Source organism: Microbacterium sp. GbtcB4 (assembly GCF_019091465.1).
Classification (GTDB): Bacteria; Actinomycetota; Actinomycetes; order Actinomycetales; family Microbacteriaceae; genus Microbacterium; species Microbacterium paraoxydans.
In genome coordinates, this window is record NZ_JAGXJJ010000002.1 from 185091 (window position 1) to 209465 (window position 24375).

Here is a 24375-nt window from a genome sequence, read left to right on the forward strand (position 1 = left end):
ACGCGGTGATGCGAGATGCGCTGTGCACCTTCACCTGTGCGGCGTGCGGGGCTGCGCGATGCGAGATCAGGGCTGCCCTCCGCCCACAGGGGCCGGCTTGCCCCGCCGGCTGAGGGTTGTGCCCGCTCCGTCGCGACTACCGACTTCCGCTCTCCTCCTCGAGGTCGTGCGACCAGTTCGCCTGCTGGATCCGGTTGTCGAGCTCGCGGAGCTCCTGGGCGACCGCATCCGCCCGCGCACGCAGCGCGGCGACGGGCAGCGCCGACACCTGCCGCAGCTCGGAGCGCATCTGGCGCAGGTACTGCTCGTTCGCGCCCGAAGCCGCGGCCGCCGCGTCCGTGAGCACGGCGTGGCGCAGGCGCAGCACGTCCCGCGCGGCCAGCGCATCGGTCATCGTCCCGTCCGGGCCGAGGTCGAGCCGGGCGTTCGTCGCGTTGATGCGGCGGATGAGGCTCTGCAGCCGGGTCAAAGCGACCTCCGCCTCCTCGATCAACGCCGTCGCGTCCTCGGCGGGCTCCTCGCCCTCCTGGTACCGGGCGTTCGCGACGATGCGCGCCCGCAGCTGCTCGATGCGGCGCTGCAGGTCGGCGCGGGCGGCGAGGGCTTCGGCGAGTCTCATGCCCTCATCCTCGCAGGCGGCGGCCGTAACAGTTCGTCATACAGGCGCAAGGTCAGCGCGTGCGGAGAAGACCCGACTGCTCGGGGTGCGCGGCGAACCACTCCGCCACGTACCAGCAGACGGCGTCCACCTTGCGGTCGCCGCGCTCCGCGATGTCGGCCACGGCCCCCTCGACCACCTTCCCGGCGTACCCGTTCCCGCGGAATGCCGGGACCGTGTAGGCCCGGGTGAGGGCGACCGTGTGGCCGTCGTCCCGGTAGTCGAGCACGCTGACGAGCTTCCCGTCGCGCGTGAGGGTGTACCGCGATGCGTCCTTCTCGTCGGTCAGGATGAAGCCGCCGACGGTGTGCGAGATCGTCATCCGTGTCACGTTACGCCTCTTGCGACGCGCCCGGGCGTTTTGACATGTCCCGTCACGATCGGACATAATCCCCCCATGACCATCAACGCACGCCCTTTGTCCGCCCAGGAGGCGAACGGGACTGCCGGGATGATGATGCCCGGTCGCGTTGACATGTGTTGCCGAATGTGTCGCTGAACGAACAGCCACCCCGCCTGACCTGACTCCTCGCCATCTGCGAGAGCAGTGTCCCGAGCACACACCCGTGCTCTCTTCCCCGGCTCCGCCGGTCATTCGTGCAACGCATCCGAGCCCTCTCCCGTCGGGCTCACGTCCTGAGGACCCATCATCATGTCGAACTCCGCCCTTCTCGAGCGTCCCGCCGTCACCGCCCCGAACCGCACCGTCCGACCCGCCGAGTCGTCGGCTCCCCTGGCCCCGGCCGGCGCCGACCTCCCCGCCGTCCGCTCGCCCCGCGGCTTCGCCCTCTACGTCGGCCTGGACGAGATCAAGGCCGCCGAAGCCGGTGTGAGCCTTCCGCTGCTCGTCGACGCGCTCCGCCGCACGCTGGCCGAGCTCGCGCCCGGCGCCGAGACCCACGCCACCGTCGCCCTCGCACCGCACGGCTCCGGCGGCCGAGACCTCGACGTCGTGCGTCTCGCCCTGCAGGAGCCCGGCGCGATCGCCCGCACCAAGGCCGCCGCCGAGGAGGAGACCACGCCCGAGGAGTCCGGCGTCACCGTCGACATCTCCCGCAAGCGCGTGCTCATCGACGGCGAGTCCGCCGCCTTCACCTACAAGGAGTTCGAGCTGCTGCAGTACCTCGTCCTCCGCGAGGGCCGCACGATCGAGCGCAGCGAGCTCGTCGCCGCCCTCTGGCAGGCCCAGGACGACGAGACCCCGGGCGAGCGCACGATCGACGTGCACGTGCGCCGGCTGCGGGCGAAGCTCGGCCGCTACGAGGACATCGTCCGTACCGTGCGCGGCATCGGCTACCGCTTCGACCGTCACGCCGACGTCGTCATCCGCTACGGCCACGGAACCCCGTCGCCGGACCGCTTCTGACCCGCCCCTGCTCAGCCCGGAGGCCGGTGTCAGGAGCCGCGCGTAGGGTGGGCGCATGACCCTCGCCGCCGCTCCCGCGACGGCGGGCGCCGTCCACGCGGATGCCCCGCGGGAGACGACGTACCGCCCACCGCACCCGCTCGATCTCCGGCGCACCGTCGGTATGCTGCGCCGCGGCGGCACCGATCCGACGACGGTCTTCGACGGCCCCGTCATCTGGCGCGCGGTCCGCACGCCGCAGGGTCCGTCGACGTTGGCCCTGCGGATGTCGGGGAACGAGGTCAAGGCGACCGCCTGGGGTCCGGGCGCGGAGCACGCCCTCGCCCTCGTGCCGGCGTTGTGCGGTGCCGGCGACGACCCGACCGGCTTCGATCCCTCCCTGCACCCCCTCATCGCCGAGGCGGCCCGGCGACACCCCGGCATCCGGCTCGCACGGACGGACGAGGTCTTCGATGCCCTCGCCTGCGGCATCCTCGAGCAGAAGGTCACCTCCATGCAGGCCTTCGGCGCGTGGAGGTACCTCGTGTCGCGTTACGGCGACCCGGCACCGGGGCCGACGCCGCGACCGATGGCCGTCGCCCCCACGGCGGCGCAGTGGCGACGCATCCCCTCGTGGGCGTGGCACCGCGCCGGAGTGGAGCCGCCGCAGTCGAAGGCCATCGTGCGGGCGGCGGAGCGCGGCGACCGCATCGCCGCTGCCGTCCGAGCGGCCACGACCGGCGCTGATCGTGACCGCGTGCTCACGAGCCTGCCCGGAGTCGGGGTCTGGACCGCCGCGGAGACCCGGATCCGCGCGCTGGGCGACCCCGATGCCGTCAGCGTGGGCGATTACCACCTGGCGCACGAGGTCGGGCATGCCCTGACCGGGCACCGCACGGACGATGCCGGCATGGTCGAACTGCTCGCTCCCTGGGCCGGCCACCGGCAGCGCGTCATCCGGCTCATCTTCGCGAGCGGCATCGCCGAGGCGCGGCGCGGGCCCCGGCTCGCCCCGGAGGACCACCGCCGACGCTGATCGGCCTGTGATCGCAGCGACCGACGTATGCTGAGCGCATGTCCCGTACCGCCCTGCGCATCTTCGTCACGGTCGGCCTGCTGATCGCCGGTGTCGTCCTCGGCCTCATCTTCCAGAACGTCTGGCTGGGCGTTCTGCTCGCCGCGATCGTGTGGTTCGGCTGGTTCCTCGGCTACGAGTCCCGCCGCGGTCACAACGCGGGCGTGAACGACGAGGACCACGGCGTCGAGCTCTGACGTCCGTCAGTAGTAGACGGCGAGGGGGCCCGAGGGCCCGTCCACGACCTGTACCGGGGTGTCGAACACGCGGCTCAGCACGTCGTCCGTCATGATCTCCGCCGGCGGGCCGAACTCCACCACCCGACCGTCCTTCATGGCGCAGATGTGGTCGGCGTAGTGCCCGGCGAAGTTGATGTCGTGCAGCACGATGACGATCGTGCGCCCGAGCTCCTCGGCCGCGCGCCGCAGGTGCTTCATCATCTGCACGGCGTGCCGCATGTCGAGGTTGTTGAGGGGCTCGTCCAGCAGCACGAACTCCGTGTCCTGCGCGAGCACCATGGCCACATAGGCCCGCTGCCGCTGCCCGCCCGAGAGCTCGTCGAGGTAGCGCCCCTCGAGCGCCCCCAGATCGAGGAAGTCGATCGCCTGGCTGATGACCTCCTCGTCGGCCCTCGTCAACCGGCCCTGGGAGTGCGGGAACCGGCCGAAGCCCACGAACTGCCGCACGGTGAGCCTGGTCACGAAGTGGTTCTCCTGGCGGAGGATCGAGACCACCTTGGCCAGATCCTTGGACTTCGTCGAGGCGACGTCGAGCCCGGCGATCTCGATGGCTCCGGCGTCCATCCCGTTCAGCCGGCCGATCATGGTCAGGAGCGTCGACTTGCCCGCACCGTTCGGCCCGATGAGCGCGGTGATCCCGCCGGTGGGGATACGGAGGTCGACGGGGCCGATCGCCACCTCGCTGCTGTAGTCACGGCGGACGCCGTCGAGTGCGATCACAGTCTGCCCTTTCGGAGGATGACGATGAGGAACACGGTGCCGCCCACGATCTCGATGAGGATCGACACCATGCCCTGCGCGTAGAAGACGTTCTTCATGACGAAGTACGCCCCCGCCAGGATCGAGAACGCGGTGAGGACGGCGACCGGGAAGATCAGCCGATGGTCGTGCGTGTCGGCGAACTGGTAGGCGAGCGTCGCCACGAGGAAGCCCAGGAAGGTCATCGGTCCGACCAGGGCGGTGGAGGTGGCCATCAGCACGGCGACGAGCGTCAGGACGAGGAACTGCTCCCTGCGGTGGTCGAGCCCCAGCGATCGCGCGGCATCGGGACCGAGCGCGAGCACGTTCAGCCGCCGGGACCGCAGCCACAGCAGGGCGGACGCCGCGATCACGAGCGGGACCGCGAGCGGGAGGTACGAGGGATCGGCGTTGGAGACGTTGCCAAACAGCCGGGCGGCGAGCACATCGAACTCGCTGGGGGTGAGCAGCCGCTGCATGAAGGTGGCGATCGCCCCGAGGCCTCCCCCGATCACGATGCCCACGAGCAGCATGATCTGGAGGTTGCCGTACCGGCCCGAGAGCAGCCACCCGTAGAGGACGACGGCGAGCCCGACCATGATGAGCACCTGGAGGGCGAACTGGCCGACGCCCTGGATCGCCACCAGCCCCGCGACCCCGAAGAGGTACACGGTCGTGGTCTGGACGACGCGGTACAACGACTCGAAGCCCATGATCGAGGGAGTGATGATCCGGTTGTTCGTGACCGTCTGGAAGCTGACCGTGGCGACGGCCTGGGCGACGGCGACGAGCGCCATCACGACCACGGCGGTCGCGCGGTGCTGCGCGATGCGCCAGAAGCCGGGGGTGCCGACGGGGAGCGGGTTGTCCCAGGCGAGGAGACCGAAGGCGGAACCGAGGGCGATCACGCCGAGCACCACCAGCACGACGATGTAGCGGCGGCGCGCCCGTGGGGTCGTGAACGCCCCGGCCGACCGCGTCGTCCGGGGGGCCTCGGTCGCCGTCATCGTCGCTTCAGCCACGACGACGCTGCCGAAGGAGGAGGAGCACGAACACGACCGCTCCGACGACACCGAGGATCAGCGACACCGGCACCTCGAACGGCATGATGATCGTCCTCCCGATGATGTCGCAGACCGTGACGATGGCGATGCCGAGCAGGCACACCCACGGCAGGTTGCTGCGCAGGTCGTCACCGCGGACCATCGAGACGATATTGGGGACGATGAGCCCCAGGAAGGGGAGGTTGCCGACGACGACGGTCACCACGCCGGTCGTCACCGCGATCAGCGCGGTGCCGAGCAGGATCATCCGGTTGTAGTTCACCCCGACGTTGGTGGCGATCTCCTCCCCCAGCCCGGCGATGGTCAGCCGGTCGGCCACGAGGAAGACGATGACGCCGATGATCGCGACGATCCACAGCATCTCATACTGGCCGCGCATGACCGACGTGAAACTGCCCGCGAACCAGACGCCGATGATCTGCAGCGAGTTCGTGACGAGGGCGAAGTAGGTCGTGATCGCGCCGACCACCGCACCCAGCATGATGCCAACGATGGGCACGATCAGCGACGACTTCAACGCGACCCGGCGGAGGAACGCGAAGAACACCATCGTGCCGACGAACGCGGCGAGCACGGCCCCGGCCATGCGCAGCGGAAGGGAGGGCTGCGGTACGAGCACCATCACGATGAGGAGCCCGAGCCCTGCCCATTCCGTCGTCCCGGTGGTGGTCGGCTCGACGAAGCGGTTCTGCGTGAGGAGCTGCATCACGAGGCCGGCCATCGCCATGGCCGCGCCGGCGAGCACGAGCGCGATGGTCCGGGGGACGCGGGTGATCTGGAACATCTGCGCGCCGTCGTCCGCGCCGGCGATGTCGTACACACCCGTGAAGAGCGAGATCGCCAGAAGCACCGCCACGACGAGGATGCCGACGAGCAGCTTCGGATCGAACAGCCGTGCGGACGATCGCGGTGTCGATGTGAGGAGAGGAGAGGTCATGGGGGATGCCGGCGGCGGCGCCCCGGCCGGGACGCCGCCGCACAGCCCTTACTTGTCGGCGCTCTTCTCGAGCGCGTCGGCGAGGTCGTTGAGGAACGTCGTGTACGTCTGGATGCTCTCGTTGAGGTAGGTGTCCGTGGGCATGTAGACGATCTGGTCGTCCTTCACGGCGGTCACGCCGGCGAGCGCCTCGGAGCTCTCGATGATCTCCGCTGCCTGCACGTAGTCCGGCGTCTCCGCGGCGAACACGGCATCGCGGTCGAGCACGAGGATCCAGTCGGGGTTCGAGGCGGCGATCGCCTCGACCGAGATCTCGTCGCCCTGGTGGTCGTCGGTCGCGTCGTCGACCTGCAGTGCCGGCGTGAGGCCGAGCATGTCGTAGATCGGTCCCAGCGAGCGTCCGACGGTCGGAGCGAGGTAGCCGATCTGTCCGCCCGAGGTGTTCACCGCCATGACGGTGTCGGCGTCGTCGTAGGCCGCCTTCGCGCGGTCCACAGCAGCGTCGAACTCCTCGACGAGCTTCTGGGCCTCGTCCTGCTTGCCGAAGATCTCGCCCAGGGCGGTGGTCTGCCGCTTGAGCTCCTCGTCGAACGGCTCGCCGTCCCGCGGCTCCAGGTCGATGATCGTGGCGTCAGGGACGAGCTCCGCGATGGCCTCGTTGTGCTGCGTGAACCGCTGCCCGCTGATGATGAGGTCGGGGTCGGCCGCCACGATGGCCTCGAGATCGGGTTCCGTGTGCAGGCCGATGTCGACGACGTCCTCGTCCTTCACGTAGGAGACGGTCTCCGGCATGAGCGAGACCGCACCGGCGGAGAGCTCGATGCCCCAGTCGGAGAGGGTCTGGAAGGTCCGGTTGTCCAGAGCGACGACCGAGGCCGGCGGCGTGGTGATCTCGTGCGTGCCGGTGTTGTCCTCGATGGTCACGGTCCCCGATCCCGCCGTCGTCTCTTCGGGTTCGGCTTCGCCGCCGGACGCGCAGCCGGAGAGGGCGAGCAGGCCGACGAGAGCGACGCTCGTGGCGGTGAGGGTTCTGGGCACGGACATGGAGAGACTCCTGTTCTGCGGGGATGTGCGCGCCCTCGTGGGGCGCCGGTCCGACGGGCGGGCGAGCCGACCACGTCGGTTTTTAGGTTAGCCTTACTTTATGAGCGATACGAAATCCGGTTTCTCGATCGAGCGTCGCGGCCTCGAGCTGCGCTTCCGCAACGTCACGCTGAGCGCCCGCGAATGGCTCGCTCCGGATTTCGTGCGCGTCCGCCTGTCCGGGCCCGACCTCGTCGGCTTCGACTCCCCTGGCTCCGACGACCACATGCGGCTCTTCTTCCCGAGCGGCCCGGTGGACTCGGTGGAGGAGCTGCGGGCCTCCCCGAGCCGCGAGTACACGCCCCTCGCCTGGGGTGACGACTGGCTCGACGTGGAGTTCGCCGTGCACGGCGATCAGGGCGTGGCCGCCCCGTGGGCCGCGAACGCCCCGCTCGGGTCGACCATCGGCGTCGGCGGGCCACGCGGCGCCGCCGTCCTCACCGGCGAGCCGGGATCCTGGCTCCTCGTCGGCGACGAGACCGCCATCCCCGCGATCCGCCGCTTCGCCGCCCTCATCCCCGAGGGCGCCCCCGCACGCATCGTCATCGAGACGGTGTCGGCAGGTCGCGAGGTCGAGATCGACGCTCCGGTGCCGGTCGAGTGGCTGCACCGCGGCGAGGCGCCGGCCGGCTCCGCGCTGATCGCCTTCCTCGACGCGCTGACCGCGGAAGATGTCGTGGGAGACGACCCGTTCGTCTTCATCGCCGCCGAGCAGTCCATCGTGAAGCCCGGCCGTGCCCTGCTCGCACGCTGGGGCGTGGACAGCGCGAACGCCGTCGTGAAGGGCTACTGGAAGCGCGGCGAAGCCGAATACCACGCTCCGCACTGACAGGCGACCGCTGCGCTGACAGACTGGGCGCATGGCTCTCCTCGATCACCTGGGCATCACCGTCGCCGACCTCGAGCGCGGACGCGCGCAGTTCCATCCCGTGCTCACCGCGCTCGGCTACGAGCTCGGTGGGGAGGACGATCACTCGATCTCCTGGCACACCGGCGACGAGACCGAGATCATCCTCTACACGTGGGACGACGACTCCACCCCTCACCGCCACGGCCGCGTCGGCTGGCAGCACATGGCCTTCGCGGTGCCGTCGCGCGCCGAGGTCGACCGACTCCACGACCTCGCTCTCGACGCCGGCTGGACCGCGGTGCGCGAGCCGAAGGAGTATCCGCGGTACAGCGAGCGGTACTACGCCTCCTTCGTCGAGGATGCCGACGGCATCCGGCTCGAGTTCATGTACAACCCGCCGAAGGACGCTTGACGCCCGGGCGTGTCGCCGCCTAGGGTGGCAAGGCTGTGCCGACCGGCGCCGCACACCAGCCGAGGAGACGACGGATGACCGCCCCGCGGAATCTTCCCCAGAACGTGGCATTGCCGCTTCAGCCGAAGTGCAATGACCGCGACGAGTCGTACCCTCCGGCGCGCGCCGTGTGACAGCATCCGCTCTCGCAACGCCCCGCACCGTCAGGTCCGGGGCGTTTTCCGTCGGAAGACTCCCTGACCTGTGGCCGGACACCACCACAAGGAAAGGAATCATGGAGAGGCTCTCCGCGCGGCTGCTGTCGTGGGCGTCCCTGATCGATGAGAAGACCCTCGATCAGGCCCGCACCACCTCACGCATGCCGTTCATCCACCCGCACCTGGCGCTGATGCCGGATGCGCACCTCGGCAAGGGCGCGACCGTCGGGTCTGTCATCCCGACGCTCGGCGCGATCATCCCCGCGGCCGTCGGCGTCGACATCGGCTGCGGCATGATCGCCGTCCGCACGCCGTTCACGAAGGACGACCTCGACGGGCGCGACCTCGTCGGGCTCCGGGAGCAGATCGAGCGCGCGATCCCGCTGTCCGCCGGGCGCTACAACAACAAGGTCGTGGCGACGGCCGCACCGCGCATCGCCGAGCTGGAGGAGCGAGCACGTGCGGCCGAGTTCGACCCCGAGGGCTACGCGAAGAACTGGCGGCTCCAGCTCGGCACGCTCGGCTCGGGGAACCATTTCATCGAGGTGTCGGTGGACGAGCTCGACCGGGTCTGGCTGTTCCTGCATTCCGGGTCCCGAGGCGTGGGCAACAGGATCGCCGGGCACCACATCGCGGTCGCGCAGCGGCTGGCGAAGCGATGGTGGATCGACCTGCCCGACCCCGATCTGGCCTACCTCGTCGAGGGTACGCCGGAGTTCACGCGCTACATCCGCGAGCTCCGGTGGGCACAGCACTTCGCACTGCTGAACCGCGAGGAGATGATGGACCGCGTCATCCGGCAGCTCTCCGAGTTCCTCGGCGCCCCGGTCGAGGAGGAGGAGCGGATCAACTGCCATCACAACTTCACGGAGTCGGAGATGCACTTCGGAAAGCGCGTCTGGGTGTCTCGCAAGGGCGCGATCCAGGCGGACGCGGGTCGGCCCGGACTCATCCCCGGGTCGATGGGCACGGCATCGTACGTGGTGGAGGGACTCGGCGATCCCCTGTCGCTGAACTCCTCGCCGCACGGAGCCGGGCGGGAGTACTCGCGGTCCGCGGCGCGGAAGACGTTCACGCACGCGCAGCTGCGGGAGGCGATGGCCGGCATCGAGTTCCGGGACACCGACGCCTTCATCGATGAGATCCCCCAGGCCTACAAGCCCATCGATCGTGTGATGGAGGATGCGTCGAGCCTGGTGCGGATCCGGCACACGCTGCGACAGCTCGTCAACGTGAAGGGCGACTGACCGAGGGCCGGGTGAGGAGGGATCCTCTCCCGGCCCTTCCTCCCCGATCCCCGCGATTCCCGGTGTCTCCACAGAGCGCGAGTCGCCGGGCGTGGCGTCCGCCAGGATGCTGGCAGGCTGAAGGATCCGGTGCCACGATGAGGGGATGGAAACCATGGACGGTGCACAGGTCTGGACCATGATCGGCGCGTTCACGGCGCTGATGATGGGCATGCTGACGGTCGTCTCGACGCTGTTCATCCGCGTCCTGCGCAGCGAGATCGGCGGCCTGCGCAACGAGATGAACGGTCAGCTCGGCGGCCTGCGCAACGAGATGACCGCGCGCTTCGACGCGGTCAACACCCGGTTCGACGCGGTCGGCACGCGCATCGACGGCGTCAACGCCCGCATCGACGGGCTCGACCGTGATGTCCAGGCGCTCGTGAAGCGTACGTTCGGGCTGGATCGGGAGTGAGGATCGACGCATGAGGATCGTCGTCGCAGGAGGGACCGGCGTCGTCGGCACGCCCACCGTGGAGGCCGTCCGGAGCGCCGGTCATGAGGCCGTCGTGCTCAGTCGTTCGCACGGCGTCGACCTGGTCAGCGGGCGCGGGCTGGAGGCGGCGCTGACCGGAGCCGATACCGTGATCGATGTCGTGAGCGTCGAGACCCTGAAGGCGAGCACGGCGATCGAGTTCTTCACGGCCGCCACCGGGAACCTCCTCACCGCCGCCGCGGACGCCGGGGTGGGACACATCGTCCTGCTCTCCATCGTCGGCATCGACCGGATCCCCTACGACTACTACGCGGGCAAAGTGGCCCAGGAGAAGCTGGTCTCCGCGTCCGCCGTCCCCTCGACGATCCTCCGCGCCACCCAGTTCCACGAGTTCGCCGCGCAGATGTTCGCGCGCGCGAAGGCGGGGCCGCTGCATCTCGCCCCGCGTGCGCGCACGCAGCCGGTGGCGGCCCGCGAGGTCGCGGAACAGCTCGTCACGCTCGCGACCGGGGACGCGCGGGGTCGCGTGCCTGATCTCGCCGGCCCGCGCGAAGAGCAGCTCGCCGACATGGTGCGGGCGTACGCGCGACGCATCGGGTACCGCGGGTGGATCCCGGCGCTGAACGTGCCCGGTCCGCAGATGGCGGGGATGCGCGCGGGGAAGGCGCTGCCGGGACCAGACGCGGTACGCGGGACGCAGACGTTCGCAGAATGGCTTGCCGAGGCGGTGCCGGCGCGCGCAGACTGAGGAGGGGCGGGGGTCTTCCAGCAGTCGAGCGACCAGGAGCACGCATGGCGAACCTCAATCCGTACCTGTCCTTCCGCACCGAGGCCCGCGAGGCCATGGAGTTCTACCGGGGAGTCCTCGGCGGAGACCTCGACATCACGGTCTTCGGCGACTTCCCCGACATGGTGCAGGATCCGAGCCAGAAGGACCTCGTGATGCATGCGCAGCTCACGACCCCCGACGGACTGGTGCTCATGGCCTCCGACACCCCGGCGGGCATGACCTACGAGAAGCCGCAGGGCGTCTCCGTGTCGCTGAGCGGCAACACCGAGGAGGCCACCCGACAGGTGTGGGACCGGCTCTCCGAGGGCGCCACGATCACGATGCCGCTCGATGTGCCGCCGTGGGGCGGGACGTTCGGCATGCTCGTCGACCGCTTCGGGATCGCCTGGATGCTGCACGGCGACCCGGAGTGATCACCGGGCCGTGAGCGCCGGACTCAGCGCGGCAGCACCGCGCGGCACGCGAGATGCAGTGCCAGCCGCGCCTCGGGGTCGCTCATGTCGATCCCGAGGAGCTCCTGGACCCGTCGGATCCGCACGGCGACCGTGTTGCGGTGCAGCCCGAGTGCGGCCGCGGTGGCCGCGATGCCGGACTCGTGGTCGAGGTACGCCGACAGAGTCCTGAGCAGCTCGCCGCTCCCCTCGGCCAGAGGGGCGAGCAGCGACTGCGCGGCCGGGACGAAGGTGTCGTTGCCGGTCCAGGCGAGCAGGAGTTGCTCGAGCCCGAGGCTGTCGACGCGGACGAACCATCCGGTCGCCGACCGGGCCGCAGCGATCCGTGCGGCGTCGCCTGCTTCGTCCAGCGTCGCCGCCAGTCCTTCCGGCCCGGTCTGCGCCGAGCCCACCCCGGTCGCCACCGCGAAGTCGCGCAGTGCCGCGAGGTGAAGGTCGCGCAGTGCCGTCACGGCCCGCTCGATGCGGTCGGGCCCCGGGGCCTCGGCGAACGAGAGCCAGCCGCTGAGGCCCCGACCCGCCGTCGTCGCGTGCGCCTCAGCGTCGATCGCGCTGAGCCCGGGCCTGATCGCACGGAGGAGTGCGAGCGGCTCCACCCGGCTGCGCGCCACCATGCGGAAGCCGAGGTGATGCCCGCCGGTGCGCCACCCCCGCTCCGCCATGCGCCGTTCCACGTCGGCGTCGGCGGCTCCACGGAGCTCGACGAAGTCCCGCAGCAGCCCCGACGACGCGGCGACGTCGTTGACGGCCGCGATCTCGTCGATGAGGATGCGGGCGGCCACCGCGGGCATGGCGACCTCCGCGGCGACCAGGAGCGACCGCAGCTGCGCCTCTCCGAAGCCGTGGCCGAACAGGACCAGACGCAGACCGGACCGGCCGGGGCTGTCCACCCGCACCGAGGCGGCCGCGCCCTCCCCCGCCCTGGCACTGTCGCTCCACGCATCGAAGCGGATCGCCGCATGCAGCGCGGCATCCAGGTGTCCGCCGGCCTCACGGAGCACTCCCGCGGCGTCGACGAGGGCGACGCCGAGACCGAGGTTCGCCGCGAGGTGTCCGAGCAGGTCGCCGAGGTCGTCGGCGGCGTACTCGAACGACTGCGCGACCTTGCGCACCCGCGTGAGCGTGAGGGCGTCCCTGGCCTCGATGAGCATCCAGCAGGCGCGGGCGAGCTGGACCGGCCTCTCGACGTCGAGGAGAGCGAGACCGATCCGGTCCGCGAGGCGGAGCGCCCCGGGGTCGACGCCGGCGGCGCCGGGGAGCGCGAGTCCGGTGAACCCGCGGTCGCGGACCCGGCGCAGCATCGCGTCCTGCTGCCAGGTGGCGATCGGCGCCCCGGCGGTGAGGATCGCGAGCCGGCCGGTGCCCTCGTCGGGCAGGTCGGACTCGCCGGCTTCCACCACCACCGCATCCCACGCCACATCCCGAGGGCCTGCGACGTGGCGGAGAGCACCGTTCTCCTCCTGGGCCAGCAGTGCCGGCAGCGCCAGCGCCCCGCTCACGCCGCGTCCAGATCGACGAGGCCGTAGGCGGAAGGCACCACCCGCGCCCGACGCTCGGGGCGGGCGTTCCACCACTCGGGGGCGGGAAGGACCAGGGCCGCCACGGTGCGCCCCGGTGCGAGTTCGGTGACCTCGAGGATCTCGCGCGACACGGCGTCCAGGAGGACGATGATCTCGGGCGCCGCGGCCACCAGCAGGCCGTCGGTGAGCACCGCCAACGTCTCGGAACGGGTGACGATCCGGTGCACCGCTCCGCCGAGTCCGGCGATCTCGACCGCGTTCACGTGCGGATCGGTGCCGGAGGACGCACCGGCCACGATGCGACCCTCGGCGAGCAGCGTCCCGCCGAGCACGTCGGCGAGGACCGGCAGCGATGCCGCCCGGTGCGCCAGGAAGCTGCGGCCGAGCGCGAGCGCGCGGGCGAGGTGGTCGGCGATGGCGTGCTCGCGCAGGTCGCCGACCGTGAAGCCGGCGAGAACGGCGCAGCCGACGCCTCCGGCCTGGATGATGGCCGAACGCACCACGCGCTCGGCATCGATCGCCCTCGTCGCCTCCACGAGCGCCACCCCGTCAGCCCCGGTCTCGCACGCGAAGACCAGTCCCGGGACACGGTCGACGAACAGCGACATCTGATCGAGTCCCGGCACCGCACGCCCCGTGCAGTCGGCGTCCACCACGGTGTGCGATCCGGCCAGGGTGAGCGGCGCGAGGCCGTTCATCCCTCCGCCCTCGAGCGAGCACACCGCCGGGACGGGATGCCCGAGCCATCTCTCCACCGCCCGCAGCAGCGGGGCGAAGGGCGCGGCACCGGGCATCCGCTCGCCGAGCAGCATCGTCGACCCGACGAAGGCCACGCCGAGACAGGGCGTGGCGGGGTCCAGCGCGTCCACCGGCGCGATGTCGAGGGGCCAGGGCGCGGTGGTGCCGAGGATGAGTTCGAGCATCGTCGTGGACCCGCCGCCGCCGGAGCCGAGCAGGGCGTACCCGCGGGCGAGCGCCTCCAGGTCGTCCCGCTCCAGCCTCATGGGATCCAGCCTAGGACGCGGCCATCCCCTCGACGGGAGCGAACTCCTCGGTCAGGCCGAAGGCGGAGGGCCCGAAGGCGGCCAGCGCCTCGGGGGTGCGCATCATGGCCGGCGTCGAGATGCCGAGCACCCGGACGCGCTGACCGTAGCGGAGTCCCTCCGTGGTGATGGGTTCGGCGGTCTCGTGATCGACGACGCAGATGAGATCGGGAACGATCGCGACGAGCCGTCCACCCCGCCGCGCGGTGAGGTTCTCGTTCTGGAACGCGATCTCGAACGTGTCGTCCTCCGCGGCGCCGAGCGGGGCGATGACCGCCCGCCCCTTCGCGAAACCCTCGGTGGTCCGTCGTTCGACATCCACCACCTTCCCGACGCAGAGCTCGCGCACATGCGGGTAGAGCGTGGTCGCGAGCGTCGCGGCGATCGCCTCGAACGGCGAGCGGTGCTCCTCCCTGGCGAGGCGGATCGCCCGGCCCAGGGCGAGGGCCATCGAGATGGTGCGCGGCACCGCCGTGCGCCGCACGTCGGCCCCGCTCATCGCGTACTCGGCGATGTGACCGACGCCACCCAGCCGGATCGTGATGCCGCGGGCGAGCCACTCCATCTGACGATCGTCGTCCCCGGTGTCGATGACGACGCGCTCCCCGCGCTCTCCGGCGAGGGCGAGCGGCGAGCCGTGCACGCCGTAGACCGCGAAGGTCTCCATCGACAGCTCGGGGAAGGCCCGGCCCATGCCGTCCGCGTCGACGACCGGAAGACCGGTCTCCGCGGCGACGATGAGCGGGATCATCGAGTTGATCCCCCCGCACTCGATCGGCATGGTGGCATCAGCCCGGCGTCCCAGGTGATCCTCCAGGGTGCGCAGCGCGAGCGTGGGCTCGGTGCCGGCGGGGATCTTCTCGACCATCACGGTCGGCGCCCCCATCTGCGCGGTCGGGATGACGAAGAGGTCGTCGGCGAGGTCGTCCGGATCGAGGATCGTGATCGCTCCGGCGCCGAGCACCCGCTCGACCAGCATCTTGCCGATGTAGGGGTCGCCCCCGCCGCCGGTGCCGAGCAGCGTCGCGCCGCGAGCGAGGTCGGGCAGGTCCGCCGCGGTCAGCTCCCAGCTCATGCGGCGGCCTCTGTCGCGGCGTCTCCGGCGGAGACCGTGCCGTCGAACCGGTGCGCCGGGATGTCGTAGCCGAAGTACCCGGGGCCGACCATCGCGAGAGCCGCGTCCGAGTGCCAACGCTCGTCAGCGGGAGCGGCGATCACGCGGACGCGCTGGCCGTAGCGCAGCCCCTCGGTCGTGACGGGCTCCCCCGACTCGCCGTCGAGGACCATGATGAGGTCGGGGGTGGTCGCCAGCACCTGCCCGTCCGCCTCCGCGACGAGGTGCTCGTTCTGGAACTGCAACGTGAGCGACGTGCCCCCGTCTCCGTCGATCCGTGCCCGGCCACGGGCGAAGCCGGTCGTCGTGGCCCGGTTCACGTCGGCGACCTTGCCACCGAACAGCTCGCGACCGCCGAGGAGCTCCACGACAGCGGCGACCGGGTCGGTCTTCGCCTCGCGGGCCTCCGCGATCCGCTGACCGATGTCGATGCACCGGGACAGCGACCCGGCCACCAGCGACTGGCGTGCGGCGGCACCCGACATCGAGAAGCCGGAGATCATGACGGAGCAGCCCATCTCGACGCACGCGACGCGGGCGATGCGCTCGGTCCAGGAGTTGTCGGCGGTCTGCAGCACGCCCGTGTTCCCCTTCTCGTCGCTGAAGGCGAGCGGCGAGGCCGTCACGCCGTACAGCGTCGGGAGCACCATCTGCAGTTCGGGGAATGCGCGTCCCATGCCGTCCGCGTCGACGAGGGGCAGCCCGAGCGCTGCGGCGGCGGCGATCGGGATCGTCGAGTTCACGCCGCCGACCTCGGCGCAGGCGATGTGCGTGACCGGGCGGCCGAGATGGATGCCGAGCGCCTTGACCGGCTCGATGACCTCCGCGAGGCTCGGCAGCTTCTCCACCATGACGGTGGGCGCGCCCATCATCGCGACGAACAGCACGAGGGCGTCGTCCGGCACCTCGTCGAGCGCCACGACCGTGACGTCTCCCGAGGCGAGGGCCTGGCGGGCGAGGAGGGCGCCGATGTACGGGTCGCCGCCCCCGCCGGTGCCGAGCACGGCCGCACCGCGGGCGAGACCGTCGATGTCGGCGGCGGTGATCGTCGTGCTCATGTCAGGCCCCCATGTCGAGGTCGCCGACGGCCTTCACGCGGATGCGCGTGGCGTTGCCGGGAAGATACGGGATGGGGACCTCGTCGAAGTCGATGATCGACACGGTCGCGGGCTTGGCACCGGCCGCGATGGCCTTGTCGACGGCCTCCGCGCGCACCTCGGCGATCGTCTCATCGCGACGGCCGGGCTCGATCGCGTAGACCTTGTCGATCTCGCCACCGACCTGCGCGATCGAGGCGCCGATGGCGTTGGCGACCGCGTAGTTCTCCGGCCGATGCACGGTGCCGAACAGGGGCAGCTCGTCGGGCAGCAGGATGGACCCGCCGCCCACGGCCACGACCGCGATGGGCTCGGGCGACGTGCGCATCCGGTCCACCGCCTCCGCGACGCGCTCCGCGATGCGGGCGAGCACGCGCTCCACGAACGCGGGGTCGAGGTGCGCGACCTTGGCGGGGTCCCCCACCTGCGCACGACCGGCGGCGACCGCGATGTCGGTGGCCGTGAGGGTCGAGCCGCCGAAGACCAGCGCCTCCGTCGTCAGCCGGTAGCCGACCGAGGCCGGGCCCACCTCGGCCGTCTCCTCGTCGACGATGCTGCCACCGCCGATGCCGAGGGAGAGCACGTCCGGCATGCGGAAGTTCGTGCGGATGCCGGCGACCTTAACCTCGTTCGCCGTCTCCCGGGGGAAGCCGTTGATGAGCAGGCCGATGTCGGCCGTGGTGCCGCCCACGTCGATGACGGCGCAGTCGACGAGGCCGCTGGTGGCCGCCGCCCCGCGCATCGAGTTGGTGGGGCCGGAGGCGAAGGTCGCGACCGGGTACCGGCGCACGTAGTCCTCGTCCATGAGCGTGCCGTCGTTCTGGCTGAGGAAGATCGGCGCCTCGATGCCCTGCGCGCGGACCGCCGAGGTGAGCCCGTCGACGATCTCCGACGCGAGCTCACGGAGGGCGGCGTTGATGATCGTCGCGTTCTCGCGCTCCAGCAGTCCGATGCGGCCGATCTCGTGCGACAGCGAGATGGCGGCGTCCTCCCCCAGCACCGAGGCGACGATCTCGGCCGCCCGCACTTCCAGGTCGTGGTTGACCGGGCTGAACACCGACGAGATGGCGACCGAGCGGATGCCGTGCGCCTTCATGTCCTCGGCGTGCGCGCGGATCTCGTCCGGGTCGAGCGGCGAGATCGGGCGGCCGTCGAACTCGTAGCCGCCGTGCGCCAGGTAGCTGCGCGCCTGGGTGGCCGCGACGAGAACCTCCGGCCAGTCGATCAGCGGCGGCAGCGCGCGCGTCGCGGGCAGACCCAGCCGGAGCGCCGCGACCGGAGCGAGCCGGCTCGCCTGCACGAGCGCGTTGATGAAGTGCGTCGTGCCGATCATCACCGCGTCGATGTCGCCGCCCTCGAAGGAGTGCCCCGCACGGAGGTCTTCGATGGCCTGGACGATCCCGCTCGTCACGTCCGGGGTCGTGGAATGCTTGACCCCGGCCAGGGTGCGGGTGCCGTCCATGAGGACGGCGTCGGTGTTGGTGCCGCCGACGTCGATGCCGATGTGCATGATGCTCGCTTTCGTGGAGGTGGTTCGTGTCCGGCGGGTCTGCTCAGACCGCGGCGGGGGCGCTGTCGACGGGGTTCGCCTGTCGGGTGGTCGCGACGCCGACGCCGCGCACCCAGCCGAGCTTGCCGGCGACGATGTAGAGCACCATCGACAGGAAGAGGCTGAGCAGCGAGGGGATGCCCCAGGTCACGAAGTAGCCGACCAGCGAGGAGACCAGCCAGACGACGATCGTGGCCGGGACGATGCGGGGCGCGGTGCCGGGCAGGGTTCCGGTCTCGCGGGTCGCGTCGAGCTCAGGACGCCAGCGGCGCACCACGTAGTACTCGGCGACCATGATCCCGGCGATCGGCGGGAACGCGACGCTGAGCACGACGAGGAACTCGGTGAACTGTCCGAGGATGCCGACGGCCGCCAGCACCGATCCGACGACGCCGAGGACGATCGTGGTGGTGACGCGGTGCAGGTTCTTGCCGAAGGCCGTGGAGATGAAGTTCACCAGGCCGAGCGTGGAGGAGTACAGGTTCCAGTCGTTGATCTTCAGCGTGCCGGTCAGCACGATGAACAGGCCGACGAACCCGACGGACGAGGTGACGATCGCGACGATGTCGCCGGTCGCCGCCGCGTGGGCGAGAAGCACGCCGGCGAGGCCGATCACGAACTCGCCGAGGGAGACGCCGAGCACGGTCTGCTTGACGACGTCGGCCCGCGAGCGGTTGAAGCGGGTCATGTCGCCCGTGATGATCGCGCCGACGATGAGACCGCCGGCGACGATGCCGGTGCCCGCCCAGACGCTCATGGTCGGGCCGGGCGCCGGGCCGGTGAGCAGCTCGCCGATGTCGTGGCGGGTGAGCTCGGAGATGACGGACCAGCCGACGAGGATCAGGAACAGCGGCACGGTGATGTTCGCGAGCCACTGCATTCCGACGAAGCCGAAGGCGACGATCGCGGTGACGGCGAGGCCGAAGATGAGGCTCCACGCCCAGACCGGCAGGGCACCGGGCATGAGGGCGTCGAGCGACTGCGCCGAGATGGCGGACTGGATGCCGAACCAGCCGATGAGGCTGATGCCGATCGCGAGGCCGACGAGCGACGCGCCGATCTCGCCGAAGCCCGTCCAGCGGGCGAGGAGCGCGGTGTTCAGGCCCTCGCGCTGGCCGATGAAGCCGACCACGCACATGATCACCTCGAGGATGAGCGAGCCGAACAGGAAGGCGAGGACGGCCTCGCCGAAGGTCATGCTGTAACCGAGGGTCGCGCCGAGGAGGAACTGCGAGAGGGCGGAGACCTGTCCGAATCGCTGGACGGCGATTCCGAACCAGGGCTTGCGGGCCTCTGGAGTCACTCGGGAGAGCGCGAAGTCGTCTGCGTGCGCCGTGCGTGCCATGGGGAGTCCTTCGGGAGGAGGATACGGGTTGCCCGCCACGGTACTCACCCCCTCTCCTCCCCGACATGTGCACTCCGCCTCAATCCGCCCTCCCTCTGTGCACACTGCCCACCCCCGCATTTCCCTCTCTTGTCGCCGAGACCTCGGGTTCACGTCGAAACCCCCTGTCTCCGGCGTCCGGGACAGGGGGTTTCGGCGCGAAAGCGGGGTCTCGCGGGTCAGTGGAGGGCGTTCTCCTCGATGAAAGCACGGAGAGCGTGCTCGTCGTCGGGCATCTCGGTCACGTGCTGGGGGGCGTCGAGCATGGCGCGCAGCTCGGGGGCGTACGCCAGCTCGACCCCGATGGCCTCGTGGATCGTCTCGGCGAACTTCTCGGGCTTGGCCGTCTCCAGCACCAGCATCGGCACTCCGGGCTCGACATACTCCCGCGCGACCTTCACGCCGTCGGCGGTGTGCGGGTCGATCACCTCGCCGGAGGCCTCGTACACGTCGCGGATGGTCGCGAGCCGATCTTCGTGCGTCGAGGTGCCGCTCACGATGCCGAACTCCTCCGCGAAGCGCGCCTGCTCGGCCGAGAAGTCGAAGAAGCCCTGGGCCTCCAGGTCGTCCCACGCGCCGACCACTCGCGCCGGATCGCGGTCGACGAGCTCGAAGATGAAGCGCTCGAGGTTCGAGGCCTTCGAGATGTCCATCGACGGGCTCGAGGTCGCCAGCGTCTGGGCGGCGCTGCGGGGGCGATACACCCCCGTGCGGAAGAACTCGTCGAGCACGTTGTTCTCGTTCGCGGCCAGGACGAGGCGCCGGATCGGCAGTCCCATCTGCTTCGCGAAGAATCCGGAGAGGATGTTGCCGAAGTTCCCGGAGGGGACGGTGAACGACACCTCCGCCCAGCCGCCGGCGTCGGTCGCGCGCAGCCACGCCCAGAAGTAGTAGACCGTCTGCGCGGTGATGCGGGCGAGGTTGATCGAGTTCACTGCGCCCAGGTGCTGAGCACGCTTGAAGTCGAGGTCGCCGGCGAGCTTCTTCACGAGGTTCTGGCAGTCGTCGAAGACGCCCTCCACCGCGATGTTGTGCACGTTCGCATCGTCGAGCGAGAACATCTGCGCCCGCTGGAACGCGCTCATCCGGCCCTGCGGCGAGAGCATGAACACCGCGACACGCTCCTTGCCGCGCAGGGCGTGCTCCGCGGCCGAGCCGGTGTCACCCGAGGTCGCGCCGAGGATGTTGAGGACCGAGCCCTGGCGCTCGAGCGTGTACTCCAGCACCTGCCCGAGGAACTGCATGGCCATGTCCTTGAACGCCAGCGTGGGGCCCTCGGAGAGTCCGACCAGCGTGAGGTCGTCGTCCACGCGACGCAGCGGGACGACGCCGTCCGGGAAGTCCGCGTACGCCGCCGCCGTCATCCGGGCGAGGTCCTCCCGCGGGATGTCGGTCGCGAAGAGGCCGAGCACCTCGGTCGCGAGCTGCGGATAGGTCAGGGCACGCCAGCGCTCGAGCGTCTCGCCGTCGACCTCGGGCATGACGTCGGGGACGGCCAGGCCACCGTCGGGCGCCAGGCCCTCCAGCAGCGTCTCGCTGAACGACTGCGGCTGCATACCGCCGCGGGTGGAGATGAACGGCACGTGTGCTCCTCGGCTCGGGACTCGGCGCCTCCATTCTCGCAGGCCGCGACCCTCGGAACGGACGCGTGACGACGGTCAGATCCAGCCGCGCTCCTCAGCGACGAGCACGGCCTGCTGACGGGTGCTCACCGAGAGCTTCCCGAGGATGACGGAGATGTGGTTGCGCACCGTCCCCGGCGCCAGCGCGAGCGCCCGCGCGATCTGTCCTGTGGTCTCCCCCTCGACGCCCGGCGCGGAGCACGTCCAGCTCCCGATCGGTGAGCGGCGACCGCTCGTCGCTCAGCGCATCCGCCGCGATCTCCGGATCGACGTACCGGGCGCCGGCCGCGACGCGGCGGATGATCGCGGCGAGCTCGTCCGCACCTCGCGACTTGGGCACGAACCCGGAGACGCCGGAGGCGAGCGCCCGCCGGAGCACCCCGGGACGCGCGTGCCGGGTGACGACGATGCAGCGGGTCGCGATCGTGCGGTTGAGCCTCTCCGCGACCTGCACGCCGTCGAGTCCGGGCATCTCCAGATCGAGCAGGCACACGTCGGGTTCGAGCCGGACGGCGGCGGCGACGGCCTCCTCGCCGTCCGCGCACTCCGCGACGACGTCGATGTCTGCCTCGAGACGCAGCAGGGCGGCGAGCGCGGAGCGGATCATGCCCTCGTCGTCGGCGAGCAGCACCCGGATCATCGGACGATCTCCGCCCCCGCGGGCACGGTGACCGTCACGACGAACTCGTCGGCATCGCGCCGCTGCTCGAACGTGCCGCCCGCCTCGCCGATCCGCCGGCGGATACCCTCGAGCCCGGAGCCGACCGCCCCGTCCTCGGCCGCGGGTGCCGCGTCGTTGGCGACCTCGTACCGCCAGGCGTCCGCCGTCCGGTCGAGGATCAGGCGCGCGTGACCACCGCGTCCGTGTCGCAGGACGTTCGTGGTCGTCTCCCGGATCACCGGACCGAGGTCGGCCGCGGGTGCCGCGTCCGCATCCGGGTGGATCCGCGCCTCCACGATGAGCCCTGCGGCCGTGAGCAGATCCCGGGCGTTCGCCAGCTCGTCGCCGAGGGGCACCGAGCGGAATCGCGTGGCGAGGTCTCTGGTGCCCTGCCGCGCGTCGTCGACGCTCGCCCTGGCGGCGCGGAGCTGCTCCATCCCCGCCTGCGGATCGGTGGGCAGCAAGCGCTCCGCCAGTTCGAGCTGCAAAGCGATCACCTGGAGATGATGCCCCTGGAGGTCGTGCACGTCGGTCGCCACGCGCAGGCGCTCCTGCGTCGCCGCCAGTCGCGCCTCCGAGGCGCGCGCCCGGTCCAGGGCCACGAGCACGTCCCACCACCACAGCGAGCTCACGGTCATCCCGGGGAGCATGACTCCGTAGAGCACCGGCACCCACACCGGGACCCCGGAACCGAGGGGGGTGGTCGAGTCGAGCAGCGCGAGAGCGACGAGCGCGACCGTCGCCGCCACGGCCACACGCACCCGGATCCCGCGGGGCCAGCTCACCAGCACGAAGACCTGCACCACGGGCATCGCGGCGAGCTGCCAGCTGCCGACCAGAGCCCCCGCCGCGCCGCCGTAGATCAGGGCGACGACGGTCGGCACGGCCAACCGCACCCAACCCACCCCGGGGCCGGCGTCGACGCGATGACGGTAGTCGACCAGCAGCAGGACGGTCGACGCCGCCCAGAGCACCCCGCCGACCCCCACGACGAGCAGCGCGACGCCCGAGCGATCCAGTGCCACGGCGATGCCCAGCCAGGCGGCCACCAGCATGAGCTCGATGAAGATCACCCCGCCGACCGTGTACCACCAGGTGGCGGTGATGCCCCGCGCGAGCTGGCGGGCACCGGGACCGGGATCGGGGAAAGCGGGGGAAGGACTGCTCACGCTCCCCACGATAGAGGCGTGACACATGTCACGGGATCCGGGGCGAACCGCACGGAGAGCGGTGACGCGGCGGCACTGCCACCGCGGGGCGCCATCGACTGGACTGGGATCATCGCGACGGAGAGACCGTCTGCACCGACACCCGGAGCTTCCCCCATGAACCTCATCGAGACCTTCCAAAACCTCGTCGCCCAGGTCCCCGACCTCGTCCAGCCCCTCATCGTCGCCCTCGCCGGAGCGGTGCCGTTCGTCGAAGGCGAGGGTGCCGCGAGCATCGGCATCCTCGGCGGCATCCCGCCCGTGGTCGCGGCCATCGCCGCGATGGTCGGCAACTTCCTCTGCGTCGCGATCCTGGTGCTCGCCAGCGCGGGCGCCCGTCGGGCCATCGTGGACCGCTCGCGGGCGAAGCGGCCGGTGACGGTGGGCGGCGGCACGAGCCTGGAGGCCGACGGCGTCCCGGTGGAGACCGGACGCGGCTCCGCGCGCCGCGAGAAGTTCCAGCGCGCGTTCGAGCGCTACGGCGTCCCCGGGGTGAGCCTGCTGGGACCGCTGCTGCTGCCGACGCACTTCACCGCTACCATGCTCGCCGCGTCCGGCATCGGCAAGGGGCGCATCCTCGTGTGGCAGGCCGTCGCGATCATCGGCTGGACGACCGTCATCGCGGTGATCGTGGGGAGCGCCGTCTACGCCATCCGCTGAGCCGAGGCGATGTCGGACGCCGGGGGCAGGATGAGCGCATGATCACTCTGCTGTCGGCCCCCAGCAACCTCGGTCTGCGCCCACCGGAGCCCGGCAGCGTGCCCGGCTCCGCGAAGGCACCGGACGCGTTCCGGGAGGCGGGGCTGTTCCGGCGTTTCACCGGTCAGGGCGCGAGCGACGGCGGCATCGTGCTCGCCGGCCGCTACGTGGACGACGACGCCACGCGGCCCGCGGGGCGAGTACGCAACGAGGCCGCTTTCGTCGACCACTCCCTCCGCCTGGCGGCGCGCATCGGGGAGGTCCTCGACGAGGGCCGCGCCCCGCTCGTGATCGGCGGCGACTGCGGCATCCTCATCGGCGCCGGGATCGCCGTGAAGCGCCGTGGAGGCGCGGGGCTCGTGCACATCGACGGGCACACCGATTTCCGCCACCCGGGCAACAGCGACGAGTGCGCGAGCGTGGCCGGCGAAGCGCTGGCGGGCGCCGTCGGCGTGCATTGGCCGGCGATCGCCGACATCGACGGACTCGCGCCGTACTTCTCCCCCGCCCGCACGGCCCACATCGGGCATCGCGCCGACGACGAGGAGCAGGCGGAGGTCCGCGGCCTCCTCGCGCGCGTCACGCCGGCGGCCGACGTCCTGGCACGAGGAGCCGACGCGGTCGCCGCCGAGACCGCCGCGGCCGCCGACGGTCGCTACTGGCTGCAGCTCGACGTCGACGTGCTCGACCCCTCGGTGATGCCCGCCGTCGACAGCCCGGACCCGGGCGGCCTCGGTGCCGCGGAGCTCACCGCACTCCTGCGCGCCCTCGCCCCGCAGGCGATCGGGGCGAGCATCACCGTGTTCGACCCGGACCTCGATCCGGACGGCCGCTACGCCCGGCTCCTGACCGAGGTCCTCAGCGATGGGCTTCGCGAGCTGGGCAGCGGAGCGCGCGACTGACGCGCCCCGCCACC

25 protein-coding genes and 1 pseudogene are annotated in these 24375 nt (G+C 71.0%); 11 read left to right on the forward strand and 15 right to left on the reverse strand.

Annotated features, from left to right (window positions below; genetic code table 11):
* Window positions 1-136 precede the first annotated feature (136 nt).
* Window positions 137-619, reverse strand: coding sequence for a DIP1984 family protein (locus KVS71_RS04735; RefSeq protein ID WP_217584039.1), 483 nt, complete (start codon window positions 617-619; stop codon window positions 137-139).
* Window positions 620-671: 52 nt separating this feature from the next.
* A complete protein-coding gene (locus KVS71_RS04740; RefSeq protein WP_025104484.1) occupies window positions 672-980 on the reverse strand; it encodes a GNAT family N-acetyltransferase in 309 nt (102 codons plus the stop codon).
* A 330-nt stretch (window positions 981-1310) separates the two neighbouring features.
* Here KVS71_RS04740 and KVS71_RS04745 point away from each other — a divergent pair, with 330 nt between their 5' ends.
* From KVS71_RS04745 to KVS71_RS04755, 3 genes are read left to right on the forward strand one after another with little or no spacing between them, the layout of a single operon-like run.
* Window positions 1311-2024, forward strand: a complete 714-nt coding sequence (locus KVS71_RS04745) for a winged helix-turn-helix domain-containing protein (protein WP_060921402.1) — start codon at window positions 1311-1313, stop codon at window positions 2022-2024.
* A 55-nt stretch (window positions 2025-2079) separates the two neighbouring features.
* Window positions 2080-3039 carry a DNA-3-methyladenine glycosylase 2 family protein gene (locus KVS71_RS04750; RefSeq protein WP_217584041.1) on the forward strand — a complete coding sequence of 320 codons (960 nt, stop codon included), beginning with the start codon at window positions 2080-2082 and terminating at the stop codon, window positions 3037-3039.
* Window positions 3040-3077: 38 nt separating this feature from the next.
* Complete coding sequence (locus tag KVS71_RS04755) at window positions 3078-3275, forward strand: hypothetical protein (RefSeq protein WP_025104487.1); 198 nt, start codon at window positions 3078-3080, stop codon at window positions 3273-3275.
* Window positions 3276-3281: 6 nt separating this feature from the next.
* Here KVS71_RS04755 and KVS71_RS04760 read toward each other — a convergent pair whose 3' ends face one another.
* The 4 genes from KVS71_RS04760 to KVS71_RS04775 are packed head-to-tail and all read right to left on the reverse strand — an operon-like array spanning window position 3282 to window position 7100.
* On the reverse strand, window positions 3282-4037 hold the full coding sequence (locus KVS71_RS04760) for an ATP-binding cassette domain-containing protein (protein ID WP_217584043.1): 756 nt from the start codon (window positions 4035-4037) through the stop codon (window positions 3282-3284).
* Window positions 4034-5062: an iron chelate uptake ABC transporter family permease subunit gene (locus tag KVS71_RS04765; protein ID WP_217584107.1), complete on the reverse strand. Its 1029-nt coding sequence runs from the start codon at window positions 5060-5062 to the stop codon at window positions 4034-4036. The genes KVS71_RS04760 and KVS71_RS04765 overlap by 4 nt, the downstream gene beginning before the upstream one ends.
* A gap of 7 nt (window positions 5063-5069) precedes the next feature.
* Window positions 5070-6056: an ABC transporter permease gene (locus KVS71_RS04770; RefSeq protein ID WP_060921397.1), complete on the reverse strand. Its 987-nt coding sequence runs from the start codon at window positions 6054-6056 to the stop codon at window positions 5070-5072.
* Window positions 6057-6104: 48 nt separating this feature from the next.
* On the reverse strand, window positions 6105-7100 hold the full coding sequence (locus tag KVS71_RS04775; RefSeq protein ID WP_105949282.1) for a siderophore ABC transporter substrate-binding protein: 996 nt from the start codon (window positions 7098-7100) through the stop codon (window positions 6105-6107).
* A gap of 100 nt (window positions 7101-7200) precedes the next feature.
* Here KVS71_RS04775 and KVS71_RS04780 point away from each other — a divergent pair, with 100 nt between their 5' ends.
* The 6 genes from KVS71_RS04780 to KVS71_RS04805 all read left to right on the forward strand — a co-directional run bounded on the left by KVS71_RS04780 (window position 7201) and on the right by KVS71_RS04805 (window position 11523).
* Window positions 7201-7968, forward strand: coding sequence for a siderophore-interacting protein (locus KVS71_RS04780; RefSeq protein ID WP_105949281.1), 768 nt, complete (start codon window positions 7201-7203; stop codon window positions 7966-7968).
* A gap of 31 nt (window positions 7969-7999) precedes the next feature.
* Entirely contained in the window at window positions 8000-8401 is a 402-nt protein-coding gene (locus KVS71_RS04785) for a VOC family protein (protein ID WP_025104493.1), read from the forward strand.
* A gap of 274 nt (window positions 8402-8675) precedes the next feature.
* Window positions 8676-9845, forward strand: a complete 1170-nt coding sequence (locus KVS71_RS04790; protein WP_217584045.1) for an RtcB family protein — start codon at window positions 8676-8678, stop codon at window positions 9843-9845.
* Between the two features lie 145 nt (window positions 9846-9990).
* Complete coding sequence (locus tag KVS71_RS04795) at window positions 9991-10299, forward strand: hypothetical protein (RefSeq protein ID WP_187663289.1); 309 nt, start codon at window positions 9991-9993, stop codon at window positions 10297-10299.
* 10 nt (window positions 10300-10309) lie between these two features.
* Window positions 10310-11068: an SDR family oxidoreductase gene (locus tag KVS71_RS04800; RefSeq protein WP_217584047.1), complete on the forward strand. Its 759-nt coding sequence runs from the start codon at window positions 10310-10312 to the stop codon at window positions 11066-11068.
* A 44-nt stretch (window positions 11069-11112) separates the two neighbouring features.
* Window positions 11113-11523 (forward strand): VOC family protein, encoded by a 411-nt coding sequence (locus KVS71_RS04805; RefSeq protein WP_105949277.1) that lies wholly within the window; start codon window positions 11113-11115, stop codon window positions 11521-11523.
* 23 nt (window positions 11524-11546) lie between these two features.
* Here the strand turns inward: KVS71_RS04805 and KVS71_RS04810 are convergent, their stop codons facing one another.
* From KVS71_RS04810 to KVS71_RS04850, 9 genes and pseudogenes are all read right to left on the reverse strand, one after another.
* The gene (locus KVS71_RS04810; protein ID WP_144880649.1) at window positions 11547-13061 is read right to left on the reverse strand and encodes a helix-turn-helix domain-containing protein; all 1515 of its coding nucleotides are present in this window, start codon (window positions 13059-13061) and stop codon (window positions 11547-11549) included.
* Window positions 13058-14086: a DUF917 family protein gene (locus tag KVS71_RS04815; RefSeq protein WP_217584049.1), complete on the reverse strand. Its 1029-nt coding sequence runs from the start codon at window positions 14084-14086 to the stop codon at window positions 13058-13060. Before KVS71_RS04815 ends, KVS71_RS04810 begins: the two co-directional genes overlap by 4 nt.
* Before the next feature lie 10 nt (window positions 14087-14096).
* Window positions 14097-15200: a DUF917 domain-containing protein gene (locus KVS71_RS04820; RefSeq protein ID WP_105949274.1), complete on the reverse strand. Its 1104-nt coding sequence runs from the start codon at window positions 15198-15200 to the stop codon at window positions 14097-14099.
* Window positions 15197-16297: a DUF917 domain-containing protein gene (locus tag KVS71_RS04825; RefSeq protein ID WP_144880646.1), complete on the reverse strand. Its 1101-nt coding sequence runs from the start codon at window positions 16295-16297 to the stop codon at window positions 15197-15199. The genes KVS71_RS04820 and KVS71_RS04825 overlap by 4 nt, the downstream gene beginning before the upstream one ends.
* 1 nt (window position 16298) lies before the next feature.
* Entirely contained in the window at window positions 16299-17846 is a 1548-nt protein-coding gene (locus KVS71_RS04830) for a hydantoinase/oxoprolinase N-terminal domain-containing protein (RefSeq protein WP_105949272.1), read from the reverse strand.
* A gap of 43 nt (window positions 17847-17889) precedes the next feature.
* Window positions 17890-19230, reverse strand: coding sequence for a cytosine permease (locus KVS71_RS04835; RefSeq protein WP_060921385.1), 1341 nt, complete (start codon window positions 19228-19230; stop codon window positions 17890-17892).
* Window positions 19231-19448: 218 nt separating this feature from the next.
* The gene (gene thrC, locus KVS71_RS04840; protein WP_126894359.1) at window positions 19449-20852 is read right to left on the reverse strand and encodes a threonine synthase; all 1404 of its coding nucleotides are present in this window, start codon (window positions 20850-20852) and stop codon (window positions 19449-19451) included.
* Window positions 20853-20927: 75 nt separating this feature from the next.
* A pseudogene (locus tag KVS71_RS04845) lies at window positions 20928-21531 on the reverse strand (response regulator).
* Window positions 21528-22721, reverse strand: a complete 1194-nt coding sequence (locus tag KVS71_RS04850; RefSeq protein ID WP_368874553.1) for a sensor histidine kinase — start codon at window positions 22719-22721, stop codon at window positions 21528-21530. Before KVS71_RS04850 ends, KVS71_RS04845 begins: the two are co-directional and overlap by 4 nt.
* Window positions 22722-22877: 156 nt before the next feature.
* On the opposite strand from KVS71_RS04850, the gene KVS71_RS04855 reads away from it, so the two are divergent.
* On the forward strand, window positions 22878-23420 hold the full coding sequence (locus tag KVS71_RS04855; protein WP_217584109.1) for a small multidrug efflux protein: 543 nt from the start codon (window positions 22878-22880) through the stop codon (window positions 23418-23420).
* Window positions 23421-23458: 38 nt separating this feature from the next.
* Window positions 23459-24361: an arginase family protein gene (locus KVS71_RS04860; protein WP_217584051.1), complete on the forward strand. Its 903-nt coding sequence runs from the start codon at window positions 23459-23461 to the stop codon at window positions 24359-24361.
* Window positions 24362-24375: the final 14 nt, after the last annotated feature.